Genomic DNA, 18,988 nt, shown 5'->3' on the forward strand with positions numbered 1-18,988 from the left:
TTATATGACTTCGCCGCTGACGCGGTGCGATTTGCCGCGGAACAGGGCGATGGTGCGGCCGTCCTGATTGGTGACTTTGACGTCGTAGATGCCAGTCTTGCCGGCCAATGTCTGCTCGATGGCGGTGGCGGTCAGCAGATCGCCTTCGCGGCCGGGTGACAGGTAATCGATGGTGCAGCCGGCGCCCACGGTGTTCAGGTTATAGCTGTTGCAGGCAAAGGCGAACGCGCTGTCGGCCAGCGCGAAGATAAAGCCGCCGTGGCAGGTCTGGTGGCCGTTCAGCATATCGGCGCGGATCGGCATCGACATGCGTGCGTGGCCGGGAGCGATGGCGTCGATGGTCATGCCCAGCGATTGCGATGCAGGATCGCGCGCAAACATCGCCGCCGCCACCGCTTCCGCCAGCGCCTGTGCGTCCGCGCGTCCGGCCGGACCGGCCGCCGCTGCGGCGCTGTCGTTCAGCCTAGCCATGGAAGCGCCCTCCGCTCGCGTGCTTGCGGCGCAGCAGCGGCGACACGCGGTAGCGGTCCTCGCCATAGCTGGCCGCCAGATTGGCCAGCACACGCACGATCTGCTCGACGCCGATGGCGTCGGCCCACGCCAGCGGGCCGCGTGGGTAATTGACGCCTTTCTGCATCGCGATATCGGCTGCATCCGCGCTGCACACACCCTGACTGACCGCGTCGGCCGCCTCGTTGGCCAGCATGGCGACGGTGCGCATCACGGCCATGCCAGGCACGTCGTCCAGCCGCGTGACGGTGAACCCGGCCGCCTGCAGCAAGCCGACCACCGCGTTATAGGCCGATGGCGCACACTGGTCCGAGCATGCCACGGCGATGCGCCTGGCGCTGCCGTAATCCAGCGCCAGATCGAATAACACCGTGTCCGGATGATGATTGTCCCGCGCACGCTGCGTGGCGCTACGGCCATCGGTGAGATAGACGGCGGCGCCGTTGCAGTGGAAAGCCGGCGCGTCATCATGCGCGCCAGCGTGGCGGATCGTCTCCGGCATCTTGCGCTGCGCGATCTCGATACCGGCCGCGCGCAGACGGCCCGCCAGCGCATCGACCACCGCGCCCCCCACCGCATGCGCCGCGCCCTGCTCGATGGTATAGCTCACATACTCCGGCTTCGGCTGCGGCGCCTCCGCCTGCGCGGCCGGCACGGCGGCCTGTTCGCCATACTGATAGCAGCCACGCCCCGCCTTGCGGCCGAGGAAACCGGCATTGACCATCTCCTGTTGCAGCACCGACGGCGTAAAGCGCGGATCGCCGAAGTAAGCATTGAAGACTGACTGCGTAACGGAGAAATTCACGTCATGCCCGATCAGGTCCATCAACTCGAAAGGCCCCATGCGGAAGCCACCAGCCTCGCGCATCACCGCATCGATGGTGGCCGCGTCGGCCGCCTGCTCGCTCAGCAAGCGCCAACCCTCGGCGTAAAACGGCCGCGCCAGACGGTTGACAATAAAACCCGGCGTCGAGCGCGCGTGCACCGGATTCTTGCCCCACGCCGCCGCCGTATCGAACACCAGCTGCGCGACAGCGGGATCGGTGGCCATCCCGCTCACCACCTCGCACAACGCCATCAGCGGCACAGGATTGAAGAAGTGCATGCCCGCCACGCGCCCCGGCAGCCGCAAGCCGGCCGCAATCGCGGTCACGGAAATGGAAGAGGTATTGGTCGCCAACACGCAGTCATCGCCCACGATATCCTCCAGCTGCGCGAACAGTCCGCGCTTGGCCGCCAGATCCTCGACAATGGCCTCCACCACCATGCCCGCATCGCGCACCCCGTCCAGTGTGGACGCGGCATGCAGGCGCGCGATGGCGGCCGTGCAGTCGGCGGCGCTCATGCGCTCCCTGGCGACCAGTTTGTCCAGTGCCGACGCGATGCCGGCAATCGCCTTGTCCACCGCCTCCGGCCGCGTGTCATACAGGCGCACCGTGTAGCCGGCCACCGCCGCCACCTGCGCGATGCCCGCGCCCATGGCGCCGCTGCCGATCACCGCGACCGAACGTCCCATATTCAGCGCAGCCATCTCAGCGCCCCCTGAACTGCGGTGCGCGCTTTTCCATGAAGGCCGCCACGCCCTCGCGGTAATCATCGCTGCGACCCAGTTCGCTCATCATGCCGCACTCCAGCGCCAGCTGCTGTTGCAGGCTATTTTGGCCGCTGGCGTGCAAGGCCTGCTTGGTAAAGGCCAGACCCTTGGTCGGCGCGCTGGCGAAGTGGCGCGCCATGGCCTGCACCTCGGCGGCGAAGTCCACGTCGGGAATCGCACGCCAGATGAGGCCCCACGCCTCGGCCTTCTCGGCGCTGAGTTTTTCGCCGGTCATGGCCAGCCCCATGGCGCGCGCGCTGCCGACGAGGCGCGGCAGGAAGTATGTGCCACCGGTGTCGGGGATCAGGCCCAGTTTGCAGAACACCTCGACAAACGACGCCGAGTGCGCGGCCAGTACGATGTCGCAGGCCAGCGCGATGTTGGCGCCGGCGCCGGCCGCCACGCCGTTGACGGCACAGATCACCGGCAGAGGCAGCGCGCGTAGCGACTGCACCAGCGGCGCATAATTCTTCTCCACCGAATCGCCCAGATCGACCGCGCGCGCGCCCGGCTCCACCGCGCGGTCCGACAAGTCCTGTCCGGCGCAGAAGCCGCGCCCCGCGCCGGTCAGTACCAGCACGCGCGCACTGCCGTCGGCGGCGGCGCTGCCGGTGCGGCGCAGCGCGTGGCGCACTTCGTCGTGCATGGCCTGGGTGAAGCTGTTCAGCTTATCCGGGCGGTTGAGCGTCAGCGTGGCCACGCCGTCGCTGATGTCGAACAGGATGTTGTGGTAGTCCATAGGGTCTCCGTTATTCGGCTTGATCAAAATCGATGACGACTTTGGCGGTGGTGGGGAAGCTCTGGCAGCTCAACACATAGCCGCGCGCGATTTCATAGTCTTCCAGCGCGTAGTTGACGTCCATGTCGACCTTGCCCTCGATGACTTTGCAGCGGCAGGTCGAGCACACGCCGCCCTTGCAGGAATAGCGCATGTCCAGGCCCGCGCGCAGGCCAGCGTCCAGCAGCGATTCCTTGTCCTGCTCCATGGTGAAGCTGGCGGCGTTGCCGTCCATGATGACGGTGACCTCGGTGTGCTGGTGAGCGGCGGCGGAGGCAGGCCGGGGCTGGTGCGCATGTTGGGGAATGCTGGCGGCGAACAGTTCGATCTTGATGTTCGACTTCGGCATGCCGGCTTCCTGCAAGGCTTCGGACACGCCCAGCATCATGTCCTCCGGCCCGCAGATGAAGGCGACGTCGATGTCGTCGGCGCGCACCCAATGGCGCAGGAATTGCGCGGCTTTGTCTTTGGTGATGCGGCCGTTGAATAGTTCGATGTCCTGCTGCTCACGGCTCATGACATAGGCCAGCCTGAGGCGGTCCATATAAGTGTCCTTGAGGTCGGACAGTTCTTCCTTGAAGATCACTGACGATGAGGCGCGGTTGCCGTAGAAGAGCGTGAAACGGCTGTACGGTTCGGCCACCAGCGTGGTCTTGACGATGGACAGGATGGGCGTGATGCCGCTGCCGGCGGCGAAAGCCAGATAGTGCTTGCGGTTGGCGGCGTCCAGCGGCACGTTGAAGTGGCCCATGGGCGTCATCACTTCCAGCGTCTGGCCGGCTTGCAGGGTGTCGTTGGCCCAGCTGGAGAACAGCCCGCCCGGCGTGCGCTTGATCGCCACGCGCAGCGCGCCATCCTGCACGGCGGAGCAGATCGAGTAAGAGCGGCGCACGTCTTCCTCGCCGATTTTCGCGCGCAGGGTCAGGTGCTGGCCTTGTTGGAATTTGAAACTGTCTTGCAGCGCCGGCGGCACGGCGAAGGTGACGGCGATGGTGTCGCGGGTTTCGTTGCGCACGTCGGCGATGGTCAGCGGATGGAATTTGCTCATGATCGGGTTAGTGGCACTTGAAGTAGTCGAACGGTTCGCGGCAATCGAGGCACTTGTAGAGCGCTTTGCAGGGCGTGGAGCCGAACTGGCTGGTGATTTCGGTGTGCGTGGAGCCGCAGCGCGGGCAGGCGATGCGCGGCGCGGCTGGCGCCGCCCTGCGCGAAACGGCGGACAAAACGCCCCGTTGTCCGGCGCCGGCGCGCAAAGCGCTGATGTCGATCACTTGCTGCGCCGGCGGCGCGATGCCGTAGCCGCGCAGGGCCGCCTTGCCGGTCTCGCTCATCCAGTCGGTGGTCCATGCCGGCGAGAGCTGGTTGTGCAGGCGCACCGTGGCCACGCCGCGCGCGTGCAGCGCCTCGGTGATGGCGTCGGCGATCACTTGCATGGCCGGGCAGCCGGAGTACGTCGGTGTGATGGTGACGTCGCACGCGCCATCGGCCGCCACCCGCACCTCGCGCACGATGCCCAGGTCGACGATGCTGATGACCGGGATTTCGGGATCTGGCACCTCGCCGAGCCAACCCCATATTTGCTCAGCATGGGCTCCGGCCTCCGCCGGAGCGACGGCGGCGGTGGCGGTGGTCGGGGCGGCGGCTTTCATGGCTGGCTCGCCGCTACCACGCCGCGCCCGGATAGGCGCGCTGGAGGAACTGCATCTCGGCCAGGATGTAGCCCAGATGCTCGGTGTGGCGGCCTTGCTTGCCGCCGCTCTGCATCCACGCGTCGGCCGGCGGCATGGTCAGCGTGGCCTCGGCCAGAATCTCGCCCACATGCGCCAGCCATTGTGCGCGCAAGCCGTCGGCCGCCGGCGCCACACCCTCGGCCACCATGGCCTCATCCACCGCATCGTAAGCAAACACCTCGCCGCTGTACATCCACAGCGCATCGACCGCCGCCTGCGTCCTGGCGTGGCTGACCGCCGTGCCATCGCCCAGCCGCACGATCAAGTCGCCGCTACGGCGCAGATGGTAGGTCACCTCCTTGAGCGACTTCTCCGCAATCGCCGCGATGCGCGCGTCGCTGCTGCGCGTCAGGCCTTCGATCAAAAAGTAATGCCACGCGTCGAAGAAGAACTGCCGCACCAGCGTGTCGGCGTAATTCCCGTTCGGCTGCTCCAGCAGCAGGCAGTTCCTGAACTCGTGCGCGTCGCGCAGATAGGCCAGCGCGTCCTCGTCGCGGCCCGCGCCTTCCAGCTCGGCGGCGTATGCGTACCACATGCGCGTCTGGCCCAGCAGGTCCAGCGCCACATTGGTCAGCGCCATGTCCTCCTCCAGCGCCGGCCCCTTGCCGCACCACTGCGACAACTGCTGGCTGAGTATCAAGGCGTTGTCGCCAAGACGCAGCAGGTAATTGACTTTGTTGTCCATGGCGCGCGCCTCACAGATTTTTCACTTCTTCCGGCATCGGGAAGAAGGTCGGATGGCGATACACCTTGCTGTTGGCCGGCTCGAACAGCGCGCCCTTGTCGGCCGGGCTGCTGGCGACGATGTCGGCCGCGCGCACCACCCAGATGCTCACGCCCTCATTGCGCCGCGTGTAGACGTCGCGCGCATTGTTGATCGCCATTTCCGCGTCCGGCGCGTGCAGGCTGCCGACATGCTTGTGCGCCAGCCCGTGCTGGCTGCGGATGAAGACTTCCCACAGTGGCCATTCCTTGCTCATGCTGCTTGCTCCTTGTGTTTATCGGCATGCGCCACCAGCGCCTCGCGGAACCACTCGCCCTCCTCCCACGCCTTGACGCGCGTTTGCAGGCGCTCGCGGTTGCACGGGCCGTTGCCCTTCAGGACGTTGTGGAACTCGGCCCAGTCGATGGCGCCGAAGTCGTAATGGCCGGTCTCCGCGTTCCAGCGCAGATCGGGATCGGGGATGGTCAGGCCGAGAAATTCGGCCTGCGGCACGGTCTGGTCGACCATGCGCTGGCGCAGTTCGTCGTTGGAGAACAGCTTGATGCGCCACTGCGCCGATTGCGCGCTGTTGACCGATTCCGCGTCCGAGGGGCCGAACATCATCAGCGACGGCCACCACCAGCGGTTGAGCGCATCCTGCGCCATGGCCTTCTGCGCCGGCGTGCCGCGGCACAGCGCCAGCATGATGTCGTAGCCCTGGCGCGCGTGGAAGGACTCTTCCTTGCAGACGCGGATCATGGCGCGCGCGTACGGGCCGTAGGAGCAGCGGCACAGCGGGATCTGGTTGATGATGGCCGAGCCGTCCACCAGCCAGCCGATGGCGCCCATGTCGGCCCACGACAGGGTCGGATAGTTGAAGATGCTCGAATACTTGGCCTTGCCGCTGTGCAGGGCGGCCAGCAGCTCGTCGCGCGACACGCCCAGCGTTTCGGCGGCGCCGTACAGGTAGAGGCCATGGCCGGCTTCGTCCTGGATCTTGGCCAGCAGGATCGATTTGCGTTTCAGCGTGGGCGCGCGCGTCACCCAGTTCCCCTCCGGCAGCTGGCCGACGATTTCCGAATGCGCGTGCTGCGAGATCTGGCGTATCAGCGTCTTGCGGTAAGCCTCCGGCATCCAGTCCTTGGCCTCGATACGGATGCCGTCGTCGATGCGGGCCTGGAAGGCTTGCTCCTCCGGGCTCATGTCGGCGGCCGCGCGGACTTGCTTGAGGCCGGTCTCCACCAGTTGTGCGTACATGGCTGTCTCCTCCTTCGCCACATAATACGATACGGATTTTATTTTATCTACGATTATTTTGAATCATATTAAAATGATGCGTCGCGTTAATTTTTTTGCTGCGCTGCGGGTAAACTAGGGATTCCGCATTTAGCTTAATCAACCGCCTATGAATTGCAACGACTGGATCGCCAGCTTTTTGGCCACTGACCCGCCGCGCTCGAAGTCGCTGGTGGTGACCATCTTTGGCGATGCCATCGTGCCGCACGGCGGCATGGTGTGGCTGGGCAGCCTGATCGAGCTGCTGGCGCCGTTCGGCGTCAACGACCGGCTGTTGCGCACCTCGGTGTTCCGGCTGGCGCAGGAAGGCTGGCTGGGCGCCCAGCGCGACGGCCGCCGCGCCTCCTACGCCATCACGCCGGACGCCATGGCGCGCTTCGTGCACGCCTACCGCCGCATCTACGCCCCGCCCAATGTGCACTGGGACGGCAGCTGGACCCTGGTGCTGAACGGCGACGGCGCGCTCAACGCGGCCGAGCGGGCGGCGGTGCGCAAGGAATTGCTGTGGGAAGGCTACAGCGTGGTGGCGCCCGGCATCATGGGCCACCCGGCCGCCGACGGCCCGGCGCTGGATGAACTGTTAAAACGGCTGGGCGTGGCCGGCAAGCTGTTCGTGGTGCAGGGCAAGTCGATGCGCCAGGTCAGCGCGCGGCCGCTCAGCGATCTGGTGGCCGAGGGCTGGGACGTGGCTGGCGTGGCCGAGGGCTACAACCGTTTCATCGCGCAATTTCAGCCGCTGCTGGCGGCTTTGCGCGGTGGTGGCGCGAGCGACGAGGCCGACATGGCCGACGGCCTGGCGCCGGGCGGCGCGGCGGAGGCCGGCGATGCCGAAGCGTGTGACCAGCCGCTGACGCCGGAACAAGCCTTCGTGGTGCGCACCCTGCTGATCCACGCCTACCGCCGCGTGCAGCTGCACGACCCGCAGTTGCCGGTGGAACTGCTGCCGACGCCATGGCCGGGGGCGCTGGCCTACGAGCTGGCGCGCGCGATCTACCTGCTGGTCTACGCCGCCGCCGAGCAGCACATCGACACCGCCCTGCGCCGCGAAGACGCCGCCGCGCCGTCCGCCGAACCCGCCTTCTTCGACCGCTTCGGCGGCCTGGCCTAGGTTCGCGCCACCATCGGGAAAGCCTGCGGGTCGCGCAACGAGGCGACGCTCAGGTCAACATCCAATGCGGGCCAGTAAAGATGATCGGCGCCGGGCCGCCGCACGTCGCCGATCTGCTCGGCGGCGCAACTGGCGCGGCGACAAGCCGCCGGTCTTCTCGGAAATCCGGGCGGGCTGGCGGACAAGCCTGTATCATGTCGGCTCCGCGCCACAAGCGCGAGCTACTTTCCACATAGAATTCACCAGGATTCCGCCATGCCTATCAAAATCAGCCAGCAGTTCGACGCCGGCGCCATCGAGGTGGTTCGCGCCGACGATCCGGCCGCCATCGACCTGAACATCCGCAAGGATTCCCACGCCGACATCACTCAGTGGTTCTACTACCGCGTGCAGGGCGCGCAGGGCACGCCGCTGACCATGAACTTCCTCAACGCCGGCAGCGCCGCCTATCCGGACGGCTGGAAGGATTATCAGGCCGTGGCCAGCTACGACCGCGACACCTGGTTCCGCGTGCCGACCACCTACGACGGCAAGGTCATGACCATCAACCACACGCCCGAGTACGACAGCGTCTACTACGCCTACTTCGAGCCATACTCGTGGGAACGCCACCTGCAACTGCTGGACAACGCCCAGCTGTCGCCGCTGGTCAAGCTGGTCGACCTCGGCAACACGGTCGACGGCCGCGATCTCAACCTGCTGGTGATCGGCGATCCGGAAGCGGAACAAAAGGTGTGGGTGATCGCCCGCCAGCACCCCGGCGAGACCATGGCGGAATGGTTTGTGGAAGGCTTCGTCGAAGCCCTGCTCGACCCGGCCAACCCGTTCGGCCGCCAGTGCCTCAAGGAAGCGGTGTTCTACGTGGTGCCGAACATGAACCCGGACGGCTCGGTGCGCGGCAATCTGCGCACCAACGCCGCCGGCGCCAACCTCAACCGCGAATGGCTGAACCCGACCATGGAGCGCAGCCCGGAAGTGTTCCTGGTCAGGCAGAAGATGCACGAAACCGGCGTCGACCTGTGCCTGGACATCCACGGCGACGAGGGCTTGCCTTACGTGTTCGTGGCCGGCAGCGAATCGCTGCCGGACTTCACGCCGGACCAGGCCGAAGCGCAGCAATACTTCATCGATAATTTCCTGATCGCCAGCCCGGACTTCCAGGACGAATTCGGCTACGGCGAAACCCCGTACACGCCGGAAACGCTGACCATGGGCTCGCCGCACATCACCCACGCCTTCGGCTGCCTGTCGCTGACGCTGGAGATGCCTTTCAAGGACAACGCCAACGATCCGGACCCGGACACCGGCTGGAACGGCGCCCGCAGCGCCGAGCTGGGCAAGTCGATCCTGCAACCCGTGCTGCAATCGCTGCTGGCGCAGCAGCAGTAAGGCCAACCTCTGCGGCGCCACAAGGCGGGCGCCGCCGGGAAAAATACACTGGACCTCAGGCGGCGCATTGGCGCGCCGCGTCTGGAGGTCCATCATGCTTAGCCTGCCTTTGCGGCGCACCCTGCGCCGCGCTTCCCTGCTGCTTCCCATCCTGTTGTTGCCGGCCCTGCTGCCCGCGTGCGGCACGCCCTACCGGCCGCCCTTGCTGCCCGACACGCCGCCGGCGGTCTTCCCCGGCCTGATCGACATTGCCGCCCAGGCCGGCGGCCGCGAGGCCGATGTGCTGCTGGTGCACGGCATCTGCACCCACGACGCCGGCTGGCTGGACGAAGTGCTGCCGCCGCTGACACGCGCTGTGCGCGACGCCACCGCCACGGCGCCCGCGCGCGTGGCCGGCGCCAGCGCGGCAGCGGTGCAAATCGTTCCCGCCACCATCGCCACGCCCGCCGGCCGGCTGCGCTTCGACGCCCTGATCTGGTCGCCACTGACCAGCGACCTCAAGCGCCAGCTGTGCTACGACCAGAGCGGCAAGTCAGCGCTGTGCACCGGCGCGCCGCCCTACCCGTACACGCGGGCAAAGCTCAACGCGCGCTTCAAGGATGGATTGATTGATGATTGCCTGCCGGACGCCTTGATTTACGCGGGCGCGGCGCGCGAGACCATGCAGCTGCGCATGCGCGAGGCGGTCTTGCAGGTATTGTCCGGCATGCGCGCGGACGCGCCACTGGTGGTGATTTCGCACAGCATGGGCAGCAAGATGTTGTTCGACACGCTGCTGCGCATGAGCAACGAGCCGGCCGGGTCGCCGGCCGCGCTGGCCGCGCAGCAAGCGGTGCGACGCCTGCGCTTTCTGGTCATGGCGGCCAACCAGATTCCATTGCTGTCGCTGGCCGAGCAAGCGCCGGCATCGATGGCCGCCGCGACGGACGCCGGGGACGCCACGCCACCGCCAGACAGCCTGCAACGCCTGCTGCGCCAGCACCGCACGCTGGCCGCCACACCGCCGCTGACGCTGGTCGCCTTCACCGATCCCAACGACCTGTTGTCCTACACCCTGCCGCCGGAACGTTACGAAGCCAACGGCGTCACCGTCCACAACATCCTGGTCTCCAACGCGCCCACCTACCTCGGCCTGCTGGAGCGCCCGGACACCGCCCACCTCAACTACCTGAGCAACCCGGACATCGGCCGCCTCATCGCCTGCGGCCAGCCAACAAGCAAGCTATGTAACTGAGGGTGGCAGCGAGAACGGCCCGGCATCAACCGCCGGCGCCGCCTCACGGATCAGGCCCCGGCCACCACCATGTTCTCGATCAGGATCGAGCCGGTGGACTTGGTGCCGCGCACCAGCACATCGTTACCGACCGCAACGATCTGCGCCAGCATGTCCTTCATGTTGCCGGCGATGGTGATCTCCTCCACCGGATACTGGATCACGCCGTTCTCCACCCAATACCCGGCCGCGCCGCGCGAATAATCGCCGGTGACGTAGTTGGTGCCCTGCCCCATCAGCTCGGTGACCAGCAGGCCGGTGCCCATCTTGCGCAACATCCCGGCAAAGTCATCGGCGGCGGTGGTCAGCGACGAGGTCAGCGACAAGTTATGCGAGCCGCCCGCGTTGCCGGTGGTCTTCATGCCCAGCTTGCGCGCCGAATAGGTCGACAGGAAATACCCCTGCACCACGCCATCCTTGACCACGTCGCGCTTGACCGTGCGCACGCCCTCCTCATCGAAAGGCGCCGAGCCGACGCCGCCGACGATATGCGGGTCCTCATGAATCTGCACATGCCCGGCCAGCACCTGCTTGCCCAGCGAATCCAGCAGGAAGGTCGACTTGCGGTACAGGGCCCCGCCCGAGGTCGCCTGCACGAACGCCCCCAGCAGGCCGGCCGCCAGCGGCGCCTCGAACAGCACCGGGCAGGTGCGCGTATCGATGCTGCGCGCATGCAGCCGCGCCAGCGCGCGCTCGGCCGCATAACGCCCGATCGCCTCCGGCGACGACATCTTCGACGCATCGCGCACCGACGAATACCAGTCGTCGCGCTGCATATGCTTGCCCTTGCCGGCGATCGGCGCCACCGACAAGGTGTGGCGCGAATACGGGTAGCCGCCGATGAAGCCGCGCGAATTGGCCGCCACGAAATGCGACTGCTGCACGTGCACGCCCGCGCCTTCCGAATTGGTCACGCGCGGATCGACCGCGAACGCGGCCGCCTCGGCGCGCTGCGCCAGCTTGACCGCTTCCTCGGTCGAGATCGGCCATGGATAGAACAATGCCAGATCGCGCGGATTCAGCTCCAACTGATCCTCGTCGGCCAGGCCGGCGCAATCGTCATCGGCGGTGAAGCGGGCGATGTTGTAGGCCGCCTCCACCGTCGCCTTCAAGGCGGCCGGCGAGAAATCGGAGGTCGAGGCATTGCCGCGCCGCTGGCCAATGAACACGGTCACGCCCATGCCCTTGTCCTTGTTCTGTTCGATCGTCTCGATCTGGCTCTTGCGCACCGACACCGACAGGCCGCTGCCCTCGCTGATTTCGACGGCACAATCGGTGCCGCCCTGGGCTTTGGCATAGCCCAGCACATCGCGTGCGAGCTGCTTTAACTGATCCTGGGTGTGGGTAAAATGGGTATCGCTCATGGGCTGTTTTCTTCGGGTGGCCGCTAAAACAGTTATCATAGCAGTCGTTTAAAGTTTAAGGGCGCGGCCACGCGCCCGCGTGAAAGTTAATATTATGGTAAATCCCAATCGCAGCGGTGGCGGCGTCGGCTTCAGCTCGGCCGAATTCGAAGACGAATACGAGCGCCCCTCCAAGTCCGAAATGAAGCGCCAGTCGGACGCCTTGCAGAAAATGGGCCAGACCTTGGTGGAAGCCCCGCGCGACCGCGTGAAAAAAGTGCCGATGCCGGAAGACGTGCTGGACGCCATCCTCGAATGCCAGGGCATCACCAACCACGAGGGCCGCCGCCGCCAGATGCAATTCATCGGCAAGAAGATGCGCACGCTGGACGCCGAAGAAGTGACGGTGATCCAGAAAGCCATTGACAGCTGGAAAGGCGCCTCCAAGGCCGAAACCGCCGCCATGCACGCGCTGGAACGCCGCCGCGAAAAACTGCTGGCCGACGACAACGCCCTGACCGCCCTGCTGAGCGAAGCGCCGCACCTCGACGTCCAGCACCTGCGCACCCTGATCCGCAACGCCCGCAAGGAACAGGCCGAGAACAAGCCGCCGAAAGCCTACCGCGAAATCTTCCAGATCCTCAAGCAGCTGGAAGCCGACAAGAAAAAGGCCGCCAAGGCCGGCGATGACGCCGCCGACGACGACGCCGACAGCGAAGCCAATGACGAGTAACGCCGCGCCCGCCGCCGCCGCCGAGGAGCCGCTGCTGATCGGCCTGGTCTCCGTGTCCGACCGCGCCAGCGGCGGTGTCTACGCCGACCAGGGTATCCCGGCGCTGGAAGCCTGGCTGGCCTCGGCCCTGACCACGCCCTTCTGCGTCGAAACCCGCCTGATCGCCGACGAACGCCCGCAAATCGAAGCCACCCTCACCGAGCTGGCCGACGTCGCCCGCTGCCACCTGATCCTGACCACCGGCGGCACCGGCCCGGCCCGGCGCGACGTCACGCCGGAAGCGACGCTGGCCGTCGGCACCAAAGAGATGCCCGGCTTCGGCGAGCAAATGCGCCAGATCAGCCTGCACTTCGTGCCGACCGCCATCCTGTCGCGCCAGACCGCCGTGATCCGCGAAAGCGCCGGCCACGCCGCCCTGATCCTCAACCTGCCCGGCCAGCCCAAAGCCATCGCCGAAACCCTGGGCGGCCTGAAGGACGCCGACGGCGCCACGCTGGTGGGCGGCATCTTCGCCGCCATCCCCTACTGCATCGACCTGATCGGCGGCCCCTACATGGAAACCGACCCGGCCGTGTGCAAGGCCTTCCGCCCCAAATCCGCCCTCCGTCCCCAAGGAAACGCATGACCACCTTGCTGCAAACCATCGAAAAAGAAACCGGTCCCAACCCCACCGTGGCCGTGATCTGGATGCACGGCCTGGGTGCCGACGCCAACGACTTCGTGCCCATGATCCCCGAGCTGGACCTGGCCGGCCTGCCGCCGATCCGCTTCATCTTCCCCAACGCCGATACCATGCCGGTCACCGTCAACGGCGGCTACGTCATGCGCTCCTGGTACGACATCGTCGCCACCGACCTCGGCCGTCAGGAGGACGAGGCCGGCCTGCGCGCCTCGCAAGCCAAGGTGGAAGCCCTGATCGCCCGCGAGAACGCGCGCGGCATCCCCAACCAGCGCATCATCCTGGCCGGCTTCTCGCAAGGCTGCGCCATGACCCTGCAAACCGGCCTGCGCCAGACCGAGCCGCTGGCCGGCCTGATGTGCCTGTCCGGCTACGTGCCGATCGCCGCCAAGGCCGCCACCGAGCACACGCCGGCAAGCAAACAGACCCCGATCTTCCAGGTGCACGGCCGCATGGACCCGGTGATCCCGCTGGCCCGCGCCACCGCCTCGCGCGACCTGCTGGTGCAGTGGGGCTACCAGGTCGAATGGCACGACTACCCGATGCAGCACTCGGTCTGCCAGGAAGAAGTCCAGGACATCAGCGCCTGGCTCAAGCGGGTGTTGCAATAGCATATTCTTAATAAAGTAAGCTATTCCGTTAGAGTGCGCCATCCTCGACCAGTGCAATGTAATATTGATAACGCCGCCAGACTGCTGGGTGCGGCTTGTTGATGTTTATCCTGTACCACTTGAGAGAGGATCTACGCTATGAAACTGCAACAACTCCTGGGCAAGACCGCGGCCGCAGCATTGCTTCTGTGGGCCGGCGTCGCCAACGCCGCCCTCTACAACTTCTCCCTGAGCGGCGACTACAGCGCCAGCTGGCAGCTCGACTCCAACCCCGTGCCTAACGCCAGCGGCGCCGGCTCGGGCTTCATCTTGTGGGACGTCAGCGGCCACTTCCCCGGCTCGGTGTTTGACGCGGTCGACCTGACCTTCTTCAACGGCGCCAACGGCGGCGGCCTGGAAATCAACGACTTCTACAGCCTCACTACCCTGATCTCGACCGAAGGCGGGCAGCTCTACACCGGCACCGAAAGCGCGCCGGTCTTCAAGCTCGGCAGCTTCGCCCTGAGCGAATACCAAGGCAGCGGCACCTACACCCTGACCGTCACCGCCGTTCCCGAGCCAGCCACCTACGGCATGCTGCTGGGCGGCCTGGCCCTGGTCGGCGTGGCCGCGCGCCGCCGCAAAGCCTAAGACAGCGCCGCCACCAGCTGCTCCCAATCCGGCACCACACTGTCGCTATTGGACAGCTGGATCACCGACAGCGCTTGCCGCGGCAGGCGCAGTATCATGGTGTTGAACCCCCACAGGCAGCCGCCGTGGAACACCACATCCTGCCCCTGCCGCTGCAACCACTCCAGCCCGAAACGATAGCTCGGCGCCACGCCATCGTTCAGCGGCGACGCTTGCAGCATCGCCCGCAGCACACTGTCCGGCCGCGCCCACTGCGCATGCCAGGCGCGCTCCCATAACAGCAGCTCACGCAGGCTGGCATACATGCCGCCGTCGCCCACCGTGTTGGCATTGCCCAGATGCTGGCGGTAGCCGCCCGGCCGCGCCGCGTCGGCCTCGTAGCTGGCCACCCGCCCCGGCAGCACGTTCTCCCGGTCCTCGTCAAAGCCGCTGCGCGTCATCCCCAGCGGCAGCAGCAACTGCGCCCGCGCATACGCCGCCAGCGACTGCCCGCTCAGCCGCCGCACCAGCGCCGCCAGCAAAATATAATTGCTGTTGCTGTAGCCATGCCGCTCGCCGGTGGCGAAGGCCACGCTGTCCATGCGCGCGATCACCGCCAGGATATCGTCATTGTTGAAATAGTCCGCCTCGCGCCGGCCCGGCTGGCAGCGCAGGAACTGGAAATAGTCCGGGATGCCGCTGCTGTGATTCAGCAGCGAGCGCAAAGGAAAAGCCTGCCCGAATTCCGTCAGCTCCGGCAAATGCCGCACCACATCGTCATCCAGCCCGATGGCGCCGGCGCGCACCAGCAGCATCACCGCCGCCGCCGTGAACTGCTTGGACTCGGAAGCCAGGTAATACATCGAATCGGCCGACAGCGGCACGCCCAGCTCCAGCGACGCCAGGCCGTGATGCAGCTCGAACGCCAGTTCGCCATCGCGCAGCACCGCCGCGCTGAAGCCCGGCCCCTCGGCCGGCAGCGCCGCCCGCAAATCCTCGAAATATCTGTTCAAACGCATCGTCACTCCGGTAGCGGCGCGGCTGCCGACGCCGGCGCCGCCGTCTGCGCCGCGTTCATCACCATCGCCAGAAATGTGTAATAGCCATTGATACCCATCAGATCCACCACGCCATGCTCGCCAAACGCCGCCAGCGCCGCCGCGTAGGTGGCGTCGTCCACCCGCTGCCGCTGATGCAGCTGCACGCAGAATTCGTACACCAGCGCCTCGTCGCCCAGCAACGCTTCCGCCGCCGGCCGCCGGCGCGCCGCGATCGCCGCGATCGCCTCCTCCGCAACGCCGTAATCGCGCGCGATCGGCGCGTGGATGGCCCACTCCACCTGCTGATTCCACTGGCGCGCCGTCACCAGTATCGCCAGCTCGGTCAGGCGCGTGCCGATCGCCGAACGATAGCGCAGATACTCGCCCATGCGCTGCGCCGCCGCCATCAGCTCCGGCGAGCGTATCAAGGGCACGAACGGCCCATACAGCGCCCCGCGCGGCCCATCGATCACCGCCTGCGCCGCCACCTGCTGCGCCGCGCTCATGTCGGCAAACGCGATCGGTCCCAAACGGTCTTCCATGCTGCCTCCCTCAAAAATATTCGGCCATGTTCCGGCATAAATCAAAAGCGTGCAAGCCGCCCGGGGCTATCGTAGGCAGTCTGCCCTCACATGAAAGGACGCGCCATGAGCCACATCATCCACCGCAACCTGCATCGCCCGCCGCCGGTCGCCGTGCGCGCCGCCGGCCTCACCGTCACCGACAGCGCCGGCCGCGAATATCTCGATGCCAGCGGCGGCGCCGCCGTCTCCTCGCTGGGACACGCCCATCCCGACGTGCTGGCCGCCATGCACGCCCAGATCGACCGCAACACCTACGCCCACACCGCCTTCTTCACCTGCGCGGCGGCCGAGGAGCTGGCCGCGCGCCTGGCCGCCGACGCCCCCGGCGACCTCGATCACGTCTACCTCGTCTCCGGCGGCTCGGAAGCCATGGAGACCGCGCTCAAACTGGCGCGCCAGCACTGGCTGGAAGCCGGCCAGCCGCAGCGCACCACCTTCATCGCCCGCCGCCAGAGCTACCACGGCAACACCCTGGGCGCGCTGGCCGTCGGCGGGAACGAATGGCGGCGCGCGCCGTTCGCACCGCTGCTGATCGACGTGCCGCGCGTCGCGCCCTGCTACGAATACCGCGAGCGCGCCGACGGTCAGTCCACCGAGGACTACACCGCCGCCCTGCTGCAAGAACTGGAACAGGCCATCCTCGCCGCCGGTCCGGAAAATGTCATCGGCTTCGTCGCCGAAACCGTGGTCGGCGCCACCGCCGGCGCCGTGCCGCCCACGCCCGGCTACTTCCGCGGCGTGCGCCGCTTGTGCGACCAATACGGCCTGCTGCTGATCCTCGATGAAGTCATGTGCGGCATGGGCCGCTGCGGCACCCTGTACGCGTTCGAACAGGAAGGCGTGTTGCCCGACCTGGTGGTGCTGGGGAAGGGGCTGGGCGCCGGCTACCAGCCGATCGGCGCGGTGCTGGCGCGCGAGCACATCGTGCGGCGCCTGCGCGAGGGCAGCGGCGCCTTCCAGCACGGCCACACCTACATGGGCCACCCGGTGGCCGCCGCCGCCGCGCTGGCGGTGCAGAAGGTGATCCAGCGCGACAACCTGCTGGGCGCCGTCACCGTGCGCGGCGCGGCCCTGCGCCGCCTGCTGCGCGACGCCTTCGGCCAGCATCCGCACGTGGGCGACATCCGTGGCCGCGGCCTGCTGATCGGCCTCGAACTGGTGGCGGACCGCGACAGCAAGGCGCCGTTCGATCCGGCCCTGCGCCTGCATGCCCGCATCAAGGAGGCCGCCATGGCGCGCGGCCTGATGGTCTACCCCATGGGCGGCACCATCGACGGCAAGCGCGGCGACCACATTTTGCTGGCGCCGCCCTTCATCGCCAGCGAGGCCGAACTGGCGGAAATCACCAGCCGCCTGACCGACGCGATGACCGACGCCGTGCCGCGCGCGCTGGCGGGCGCGCTTACTTAGCCGCCTTCCAGGCGATGACCTCGGCCTGCTGCTCGCCCAGGCCCGCGATCCCCAGCCGCAGCGTATCGCCCTTCTTCAGGAAGCGCTGCGGCTTGCGGCCCATGCCCACGCCCGGCGGCGTGCCGGTGGCGATCACGTCGCCCGGCTCCAGCGTCATGAACTTCGACAGATAGCTGACAATCTGCGCCACCGTGAAAATCATGGTCGAGGTATTCCCGGTCTGCATGCGCTTGCCGTTCAGCTCCAGGTACAAATCCAGATCCTGCACATCGTAGATATCCTCCGGCGTCACCAGCCACGGGCCGACCGGGCCGAAGGTGTCGCAGCCCTTGCCCTTGTCCCAGGTGCCGCCGCGCTCCAGCTGATACTCGCGCTCCGAGACATCGTTGACCACCGTGTAGCCGGCGATGAACTTGTGCGCGTCGGCCTCGCTCACATACTGCGCGCGCGCGCCGATCACAATGCCCAGCTCCACTTCCCAGTCGGTCTTCTTCGAGCCTTGCGGCAGCATGACCGGATCGTCCGGCCCATTCAGCGCGCTGATCGCCTTCATGAACACAATCGGCTCCTTGGGCGCCGGCAGGCCCGATTCCGCCGCGTGGTCGGCGTAATTCAGGCCGATGCAAATGAACTTGCCCACCTTCGCCAGCGGCACGCCGAAGCGCGGATTGCCGCGCACTCGCGGCAGCGAAGTGTGCGCGATCTTCTCCAGCTTGCGCAGCGATTTCGGCGCCAGCGCCGCCGCATCGATGTCAGCGATCACGCCGGACAAATCGCGCAGCTTGCCCTCATCATCGATCAAGCCCGGTTTCTCTTTGCCTGGACGGCCGTAACGTACGAGTCGCATCTCTATCCTCAGTTAAAAAGTCTGCGACATTTTAACCGTAGCGCTCCTGCCGCAGCCATTTGTTGGCGATGATCTTGGTGCCGCGCACCACCGGCGCGCCGCCGTGCAGCGTCTGCGGGTCCGGCTGGTGATTGTCATCGGTGTTCAGGAACCACAGCGCGCTGCCCTTCTTCGGGAACACCTCCAGTCCCAGGCCCGGGAACACCGTGCCGCCGCCCTGCTCCACATCGCACAGGTACAGCACGAAGGTCGCCAGCCGCTGGCCGCCGCGCGCCAGGTGCGAGCGATGGCCGGCGCTGTCCGGATCGAGCCAGTCGTAATGCGGCCGGTACTCCTGCGTCACGCCATACTTCTGCAACTGGAACGGCTCGCTGCACTCGGGCGACCAGTGCGCCAGCGCCGCCAGCCGCCGGTCGACCCGCTCCACCACCTCGGTCTCGCCGCGCTGGATGAAAGCCATCTCGCTGGTGCGGCCCTCGTGCACCACGCTGGCGCCGTCGGCTTCCGCCGTCACCGTGGAACGGGTGTAGCGCGCGCCGCAATGGGCGACGATGGCGTCGCACTCCGCGTCGCTGAGCACATTCCCCAGCAGGATCACCTGCGGCTTCTTCAGCACGAACAGCACATCGACCTCGCGGTCCGGCGCGGCGATGCGGTTGCTGGAGACATCGATATACGGCATCGCGCGCGGCGCCGAGAACGCGCTGGCGGCCTCCGGCGCCGGCGCCGGACCGGCCGCGCCGGCCGGTCC

Annotated in this window: 21 protein-coding genes; 8 read left to right on the forward strand and 13 right to left on the reverse strand. The window is 66.9% G+C overall.

The genetic code is table 11. From position 1 onward, the window contains the following. Genes paaI through paaA form a run of 8 tightly spaced genes read right to left on the reverse strand, consistent with a single transcriptional unit; the run spans position 1 to position 6,572 of the window. Positions 1-471 (reverse strand): hydroxyphenylacetyl-CoA thioesterase PaaI, encoded by a 471-nt coding sequence (paaI, locus tag GM676_RS27255; protein ID WP_155467419.1) that lies wholly within the window; start codon positions 469-471, stop codon positions 1-3. Next, entirely contained in the window at positions 464-2,041 is a 1,578-nt protein-coding gene (gene paaH, locus GM676_RS27260; RefSeq protein WP_155467421.1) for a 3-hydroxyacyl-CoA dehydrogenase PaaH, read from the reverse strand. Before paaH ends, paaI begins: the two co-directional genes overlap by 8 nt. 1 nt (position 2,042) lies before the next feature. After that, the gene (paaG, locus tag GM676_RS27265; protein WP_155467423.1) at positions 2,043-2,843 is read right to left on the reverse strand and encodes a 2-(1,2-epoxy-1,2-dihydrophenyl)acetyl-CoA isomerase PaaG; all 801 of its coding nucleotides are present in this window, start codon (positions 2,841-2,843) and stop codon (positions 2,043-2,045) included. A gap of 10 nt (positions 2,844-2,853) precedes the next feature. Continuing rightward, complete coding sequence (gene paaE / locus GM676_RS27270; RefSeq protein ID WP_155467424.1) at positions 2,854-3,930, reverse strand: 1,2-phenylacetyl-CoA epoxidase subunit PaaE; 1,077 nt, start codon at positions 3,928-3,930, stop codon at positions 2,854-2,856. 7 nt (positions 3,931-3,937) lie between these two features. Beyond that, the gene (gene paaD, locus GM676_RS27275; RefSeq protein ID WP_155467425.1) at positions 3,938-4,531 is read right to left on the reverse strand and encodes a 1,2-phenylacetyl-CoA epoxidase subunit PaaD; all 594 of its coding nucleotides are present in this window, start codon (positions 4,529-4,531) and stop codon (positions 3,938-3,940) included. Between the two features lie 13 nt (positions 4,532-4,544). Next, a complete protein-coding gene (paaC, locus tag GM676_RS27280; RefSeq protein WP_155467426.1) occupies positions 4,545-5,297 on the reverse strand; it encodes a 1,2-phenylacetyl-CoA epoxidase subunit PaaC in 753 nt (250 codons plus the stop codon). Between the two features lie 10 nt (positions 5,298-5,307). After that, on the reverse strand, positions 5,308-5,592 hold the full coding sequence (gene paaB / locus GM676_RS27285; protein ID WP_155467427.1) for a 1,2-phenylacetyl-CoA epoxidase subunit PaaB: 285 nt from the start codon (positions 5,590-5,592) through the stop codon (positions 5,308-5,310). Beyond that, the gene (gene paaA / locus GM676_RS27290) at positions 5,589-6,572 is read right to left on the reverse strand and encodes a 1,2-phenylacetyl-CoA epoxidase subunit PaaA (RefSeq protein ID WP_155467428.1); all 984 of its coding nucleotides are present in this window, start codon (positions 6,570-6,572) and stop codon (positions 5,589-5,591) included. Before paaA ends, paaB begins: the two co-directional genes overlap by 4 nt. Before the next feature lie 148 nt (positions 6,573-6,720). Between paaA and GM676_RS27295 the strand changes: the two genes are divergently transcribed. The 3 genes from GM676_RS27295 to GM676_RS27305 all read left to right on the forward strand — a co-directional run bounded on the left by GM676_RS27295 (position 6,721) and on the right by GM676_RS27305 (position 10,342). Continuing rightward, complete coding sequence (locus GM676_RS27295; protein WP_155467429.1) at positions 6,721-7,719, forward strand: PaaX family transcriptional regulator; 999 nt, start codon at positions 6,721-6,723, stop codon at positions 7,717-7,719. Positions 7,720-7,974: 255 nt separating this feature from the next. After that, positions 7,975-9,108, forward strand: coding sequence for a M14 family metallopeptidase (locus GM676_RS27300; RefSeq protein WP_155467430.1), 1,134 nt, complete (start codon positions 7,975-7,977; stop codon positions 9,106-9,108). Positions 9,109-9,202: 94 nt separating this feature from the next. Next, positions 9,203-10,342: a hypothetical protein gene (locus tag GM676_RS27305; RefSeq protein WP_155467431.1), complete on the forward strand. Its 1,140-nt coding sequence runs from the start codon at positions 9,203-9,205 to the stop codon at positions 10,340-10,342. 50 nt (positions 10,343-10,392) lie between these two features. On the opposite strand, the gene pmbA is transcribed toward GM676_RS27305, so the two are convergent. Next, on the reverse strand, positions 10,393-11,745 hold the full coding sequence (pmbA, locus tag GM676_RS27310; protein WP_155467432.1) for a metalloprotease PmbA: 1,353 nt from the start codon (positions 11,743-11,745) through the stop codon (positions 10,393-10,395). A gap of 94 nt (positions 11,746-11,839) precedes the next feature. Here pmbA and yjgA point away from each other — a divergent pair, with 94 nt between their 5' ends. The 4 genes from yjgA (at position 11,840) to GM676_RS32450 (ending at position 14,377) form a co-directional block, all read left to right on the forward strand. Further along, positions 11,840-12,457 carry a ribosome biogenesis factor YjgA gene (yjgA, locus tag GM676_RS27315; protein WP_155467433.1) on the forward strand — a complete coding sequence of 206 codons (618 nt, stop codon included), beginning with the start codon at positions 11,840-11,842 and terminating at the stop codon, positions 12,455-12,457. Further along, positions 12,447-13,082, forward strand: a complete 636-nt coding sequence (gene mog / locus GM676_RS27320) for a molybdopterin adenylyltransferase (protein ID WP_155467434.1) — start codon at positions 12,447-12,449, stop codon at positions 13,080-13,082. The genes yjgA and mog overlap by 11 nt, the downstream gene beginning before the upstream one ends. Beyond that, on the forward strand, positions 13,079-13,747 hold the full coding sequence (locus tag GM676_RS27325; protein WP_155467435.1) for an alpha/beta hydrolase: 669 nt from the start codon (positions 13,079-13,081) through the stop codon (positions 13,745-13,747). The genes mog and GM676_RS27325 overlap by 4 nt, the downstream gene beginning before the upstream one ends. 138 nt (positions 13,748-13,885) lie before the next feature. Then, the gene (locus GM676_RS32450) at positions 13,886-14,377 is read left to right on the forward strand and encodes a PEPxxWA-CTERM sorting domain-containing protein (RefSeq protein WP_229262892.1); all 492 of its coding nucleotides are present in this window, start codon (positions 13,886-13,888) and stop codon (positions 14,375-14,377) included. On the opposite strand, the gene GM676_RS27335 is transcribed toward GM676_RS32450, so the two are convergent. Together GM676_RS27335 and GM676_RS27340 are read right to left on the reverse strand one after the other, a co-directional pair. Then, positions 14,374-15,375 carry a serine hydrolase domain-containing protein gene (locus tag GM676_RS27335; protein ID WP_155467436.1) on the reverse strand — a complete coding sequence of 334 codons (1,002 nt, stop codon included), beginning with the start codon at positions 15,373-15,375 and terminating at the stop codon, positions 14,374-14,376. The two genes, GM676_RS32450 and GM676_RS27335, sit on opposite strands and share 4 nt — an antisense overlap. 2 nt (positions 15,376-15,377) lie before the next feature. After that, complete coding sequence (locus GM676_RS27340; RefSeq protein WP_155467437.1) at positions 15,378-15,938, reverse strand: carboxymuconolactone decarboxylase family protein; 561 nt, start codon at positions 15,936-15,938, stop codon at positions 15,378-15,380. Between the two features lie 105 nt (positions 15,939-16,043). On the opposite strand from GM676_RS27340, the gene GM676_RS27345 reads away from it, so the two are divergent. Beyond that, positions 16,044-17,390: an aspartate aminotransferase family protein gene (locus GM676_RS27345; protein ID WP_155467438.1), complete on the forward strand. Its 1,347-nt coding sequence runs from the start codon at positions 16,044-16,046 to the stop codon at positions 17,388-17,390. Here the strand turns inward: GM676_RS27345 and GM676_RS27350 are convergent. Together GM676_RS27350 and GM676_RS27355 are read right to left on the reverse strand one after the other, a co-directional pair. After that, entirely contained in the window at positions 17,383-18,237 is an 855-nt protein-coding gene (locus tag GM676_RS27350; RefSeq protein WP_155467439.1) for a fumarylacetoacetate hydrolase family protein, read from the reverse strand. The genes GM676_RS27345 and GM676_RS27350 overlap by 8 nt on opposite strands. 31 nt (positions 18,238-18,268) lie before the next feature. Continuing rightward, the coding region (locus tag GM676_RS27355; protein ID WP_155467440.1) for a 2OG-Fe(II) oxygenase at positions 18,269-18,988 on the reverse strand (720 nt) is incomplete at its 5' end.

Origin of the sequence: Duganella radicis (genome assembly GCF_009720825.1) — a bacterium.
GTDB classification, from domain to species: domain Bacteria; phylum Pseudomonadota; class Gammaproteobacteria; order Burkholderiales; family Burkholderiaceae_D; genus Rugamonas; species Rugamonas radicis.

Coding starts and splice junctions, on each gene's coding strand:
- GM676_RS27335 (WP_155467436.1), bottom strand. CDS start 15,375: ATGCGTTTGAACAGATATTTCGAGGATTTGCGGGCGGCGCTGCCGGCC.
- yjgA (WP_155467433.1), top strand. CDS start 11,840: ATGGTAAATCCCAATCGCAGCGGTGGCGGCGTCGGCTTCAGCTCGGCC.
- paaH (WP_155467421.1), bottom strand. CDS start 2,041: ATGGCTGCGCTGAATATGGGACGTTCGGTCGCGGTGATCGGCAGCGGC.
- GM676_RS27295 (WP_155467429.1), top strand. CDS start 6,721: ATGAATTGCAACGACTGGATCGCCAGCTTTTTGGCCACTGACCCGCCG.
- GM676_RS27345 (WP_155467438.1), top strand. CDS start 16,044: ATGAGCCACATCATCCACCGCAACCTGCATCGCCCGCCGCCGGTCGCC.
- pmbA (WP_155467432.1), bottom strand. CDS start 11,745: ATGAGCGATACCCATTTTACCCACACCCAGGATCAGTTAAAGCAGCTC.
- paaD (WP_155467425.1), bottom strand. CDS start 4,531: ATGAAAGCCGCCGCCCCGACCACCGCCACCGCCGCCGTCGCTCCGGCG.
- mog (WP_155467434.1), top strand. CDS start 12,447: ATGACGAGTAACGCCGCGCCCGCCGCCGCCGCCGAGGAGCCGCTGCTG.
- paaC (WP_155467426.1), bottom strand. CDS start 5,297: ATGGACAACAAAGTCAATTACCTGCTGCGTCTTGGCGACAACGCCTTG.
- paaI (WP_155467419.1), bottom strand. CDS start 471: ATGGCTAGGCTGAACGACAGCGCCGCAGCGGCGGCCGGTCCGGCCGGA.
- GM676_RS27300 (WP_155467430.1), top strand. CDS start 7,975: ATGCCTATCAAAATCAGCCAGCAGTTCGACGCCGGCGCCATCGAGGTG.
- paaA (WP_155467428.1), bottom strand. CDS start 6,572: ATGTACGCACAACTGGTGGAGACCGGCCTCAAGCAAGTCCGCGCGGCC.
- GM676_RS32450 (WP_229262892.1), top strand. CDS start 13,886: ATGAAACTGCAACAACTCCTGGGCAAGACCGCGGCCGCAGCATTGCTT.
- GM676_RS27350 (WP_155467439.1), bottom strand. CDS start 18,237: ATGCGACTCGTACGTTACGGCCGTCCAGGCAAAGAGAAACCGGGCTTG.
- paaB (WP_155467427.1), bottom strand. CDS start 5,592: ATGAGCAAGGAATGGCCACTGTGGGAAGTCTTCATCCGCAGCCAGCAC.
- GM676_RS27305 (WP_155467431.1), top strand. CDS start 9,203: ATGCTTAGCCTGCCTTTGCGGCGCACCCTGCGCCGCGCTTCCCTGCTG.
- GM676_RS27325 (WP_155467435.1), top strand. CDS start 13,079: ATGACCACCTTGCTGCAAACCATCGAAAAAGAAACCGGTCCCAACCCC.
- paaE (WP_155467424.1), bottom strand. CDS start 3,930: ATGAGCAAATTCCATCCGCTGACCATCGCCGACGTGCGCAACGAAACC.
- paaG (WP_155467423.1), bottom strand. CDS start 2,843: ATGGACTACCACAACATCCTGTTCGACATCAGCGACGGCGTGGCCACG.
- GM676_RS27340 (WP_155467437.1), bottom strand. CDS start 15,938: ATGGAAGACCGTTTGGGACCGATCGCGTTTGCCGACATGAGCGCGGCG.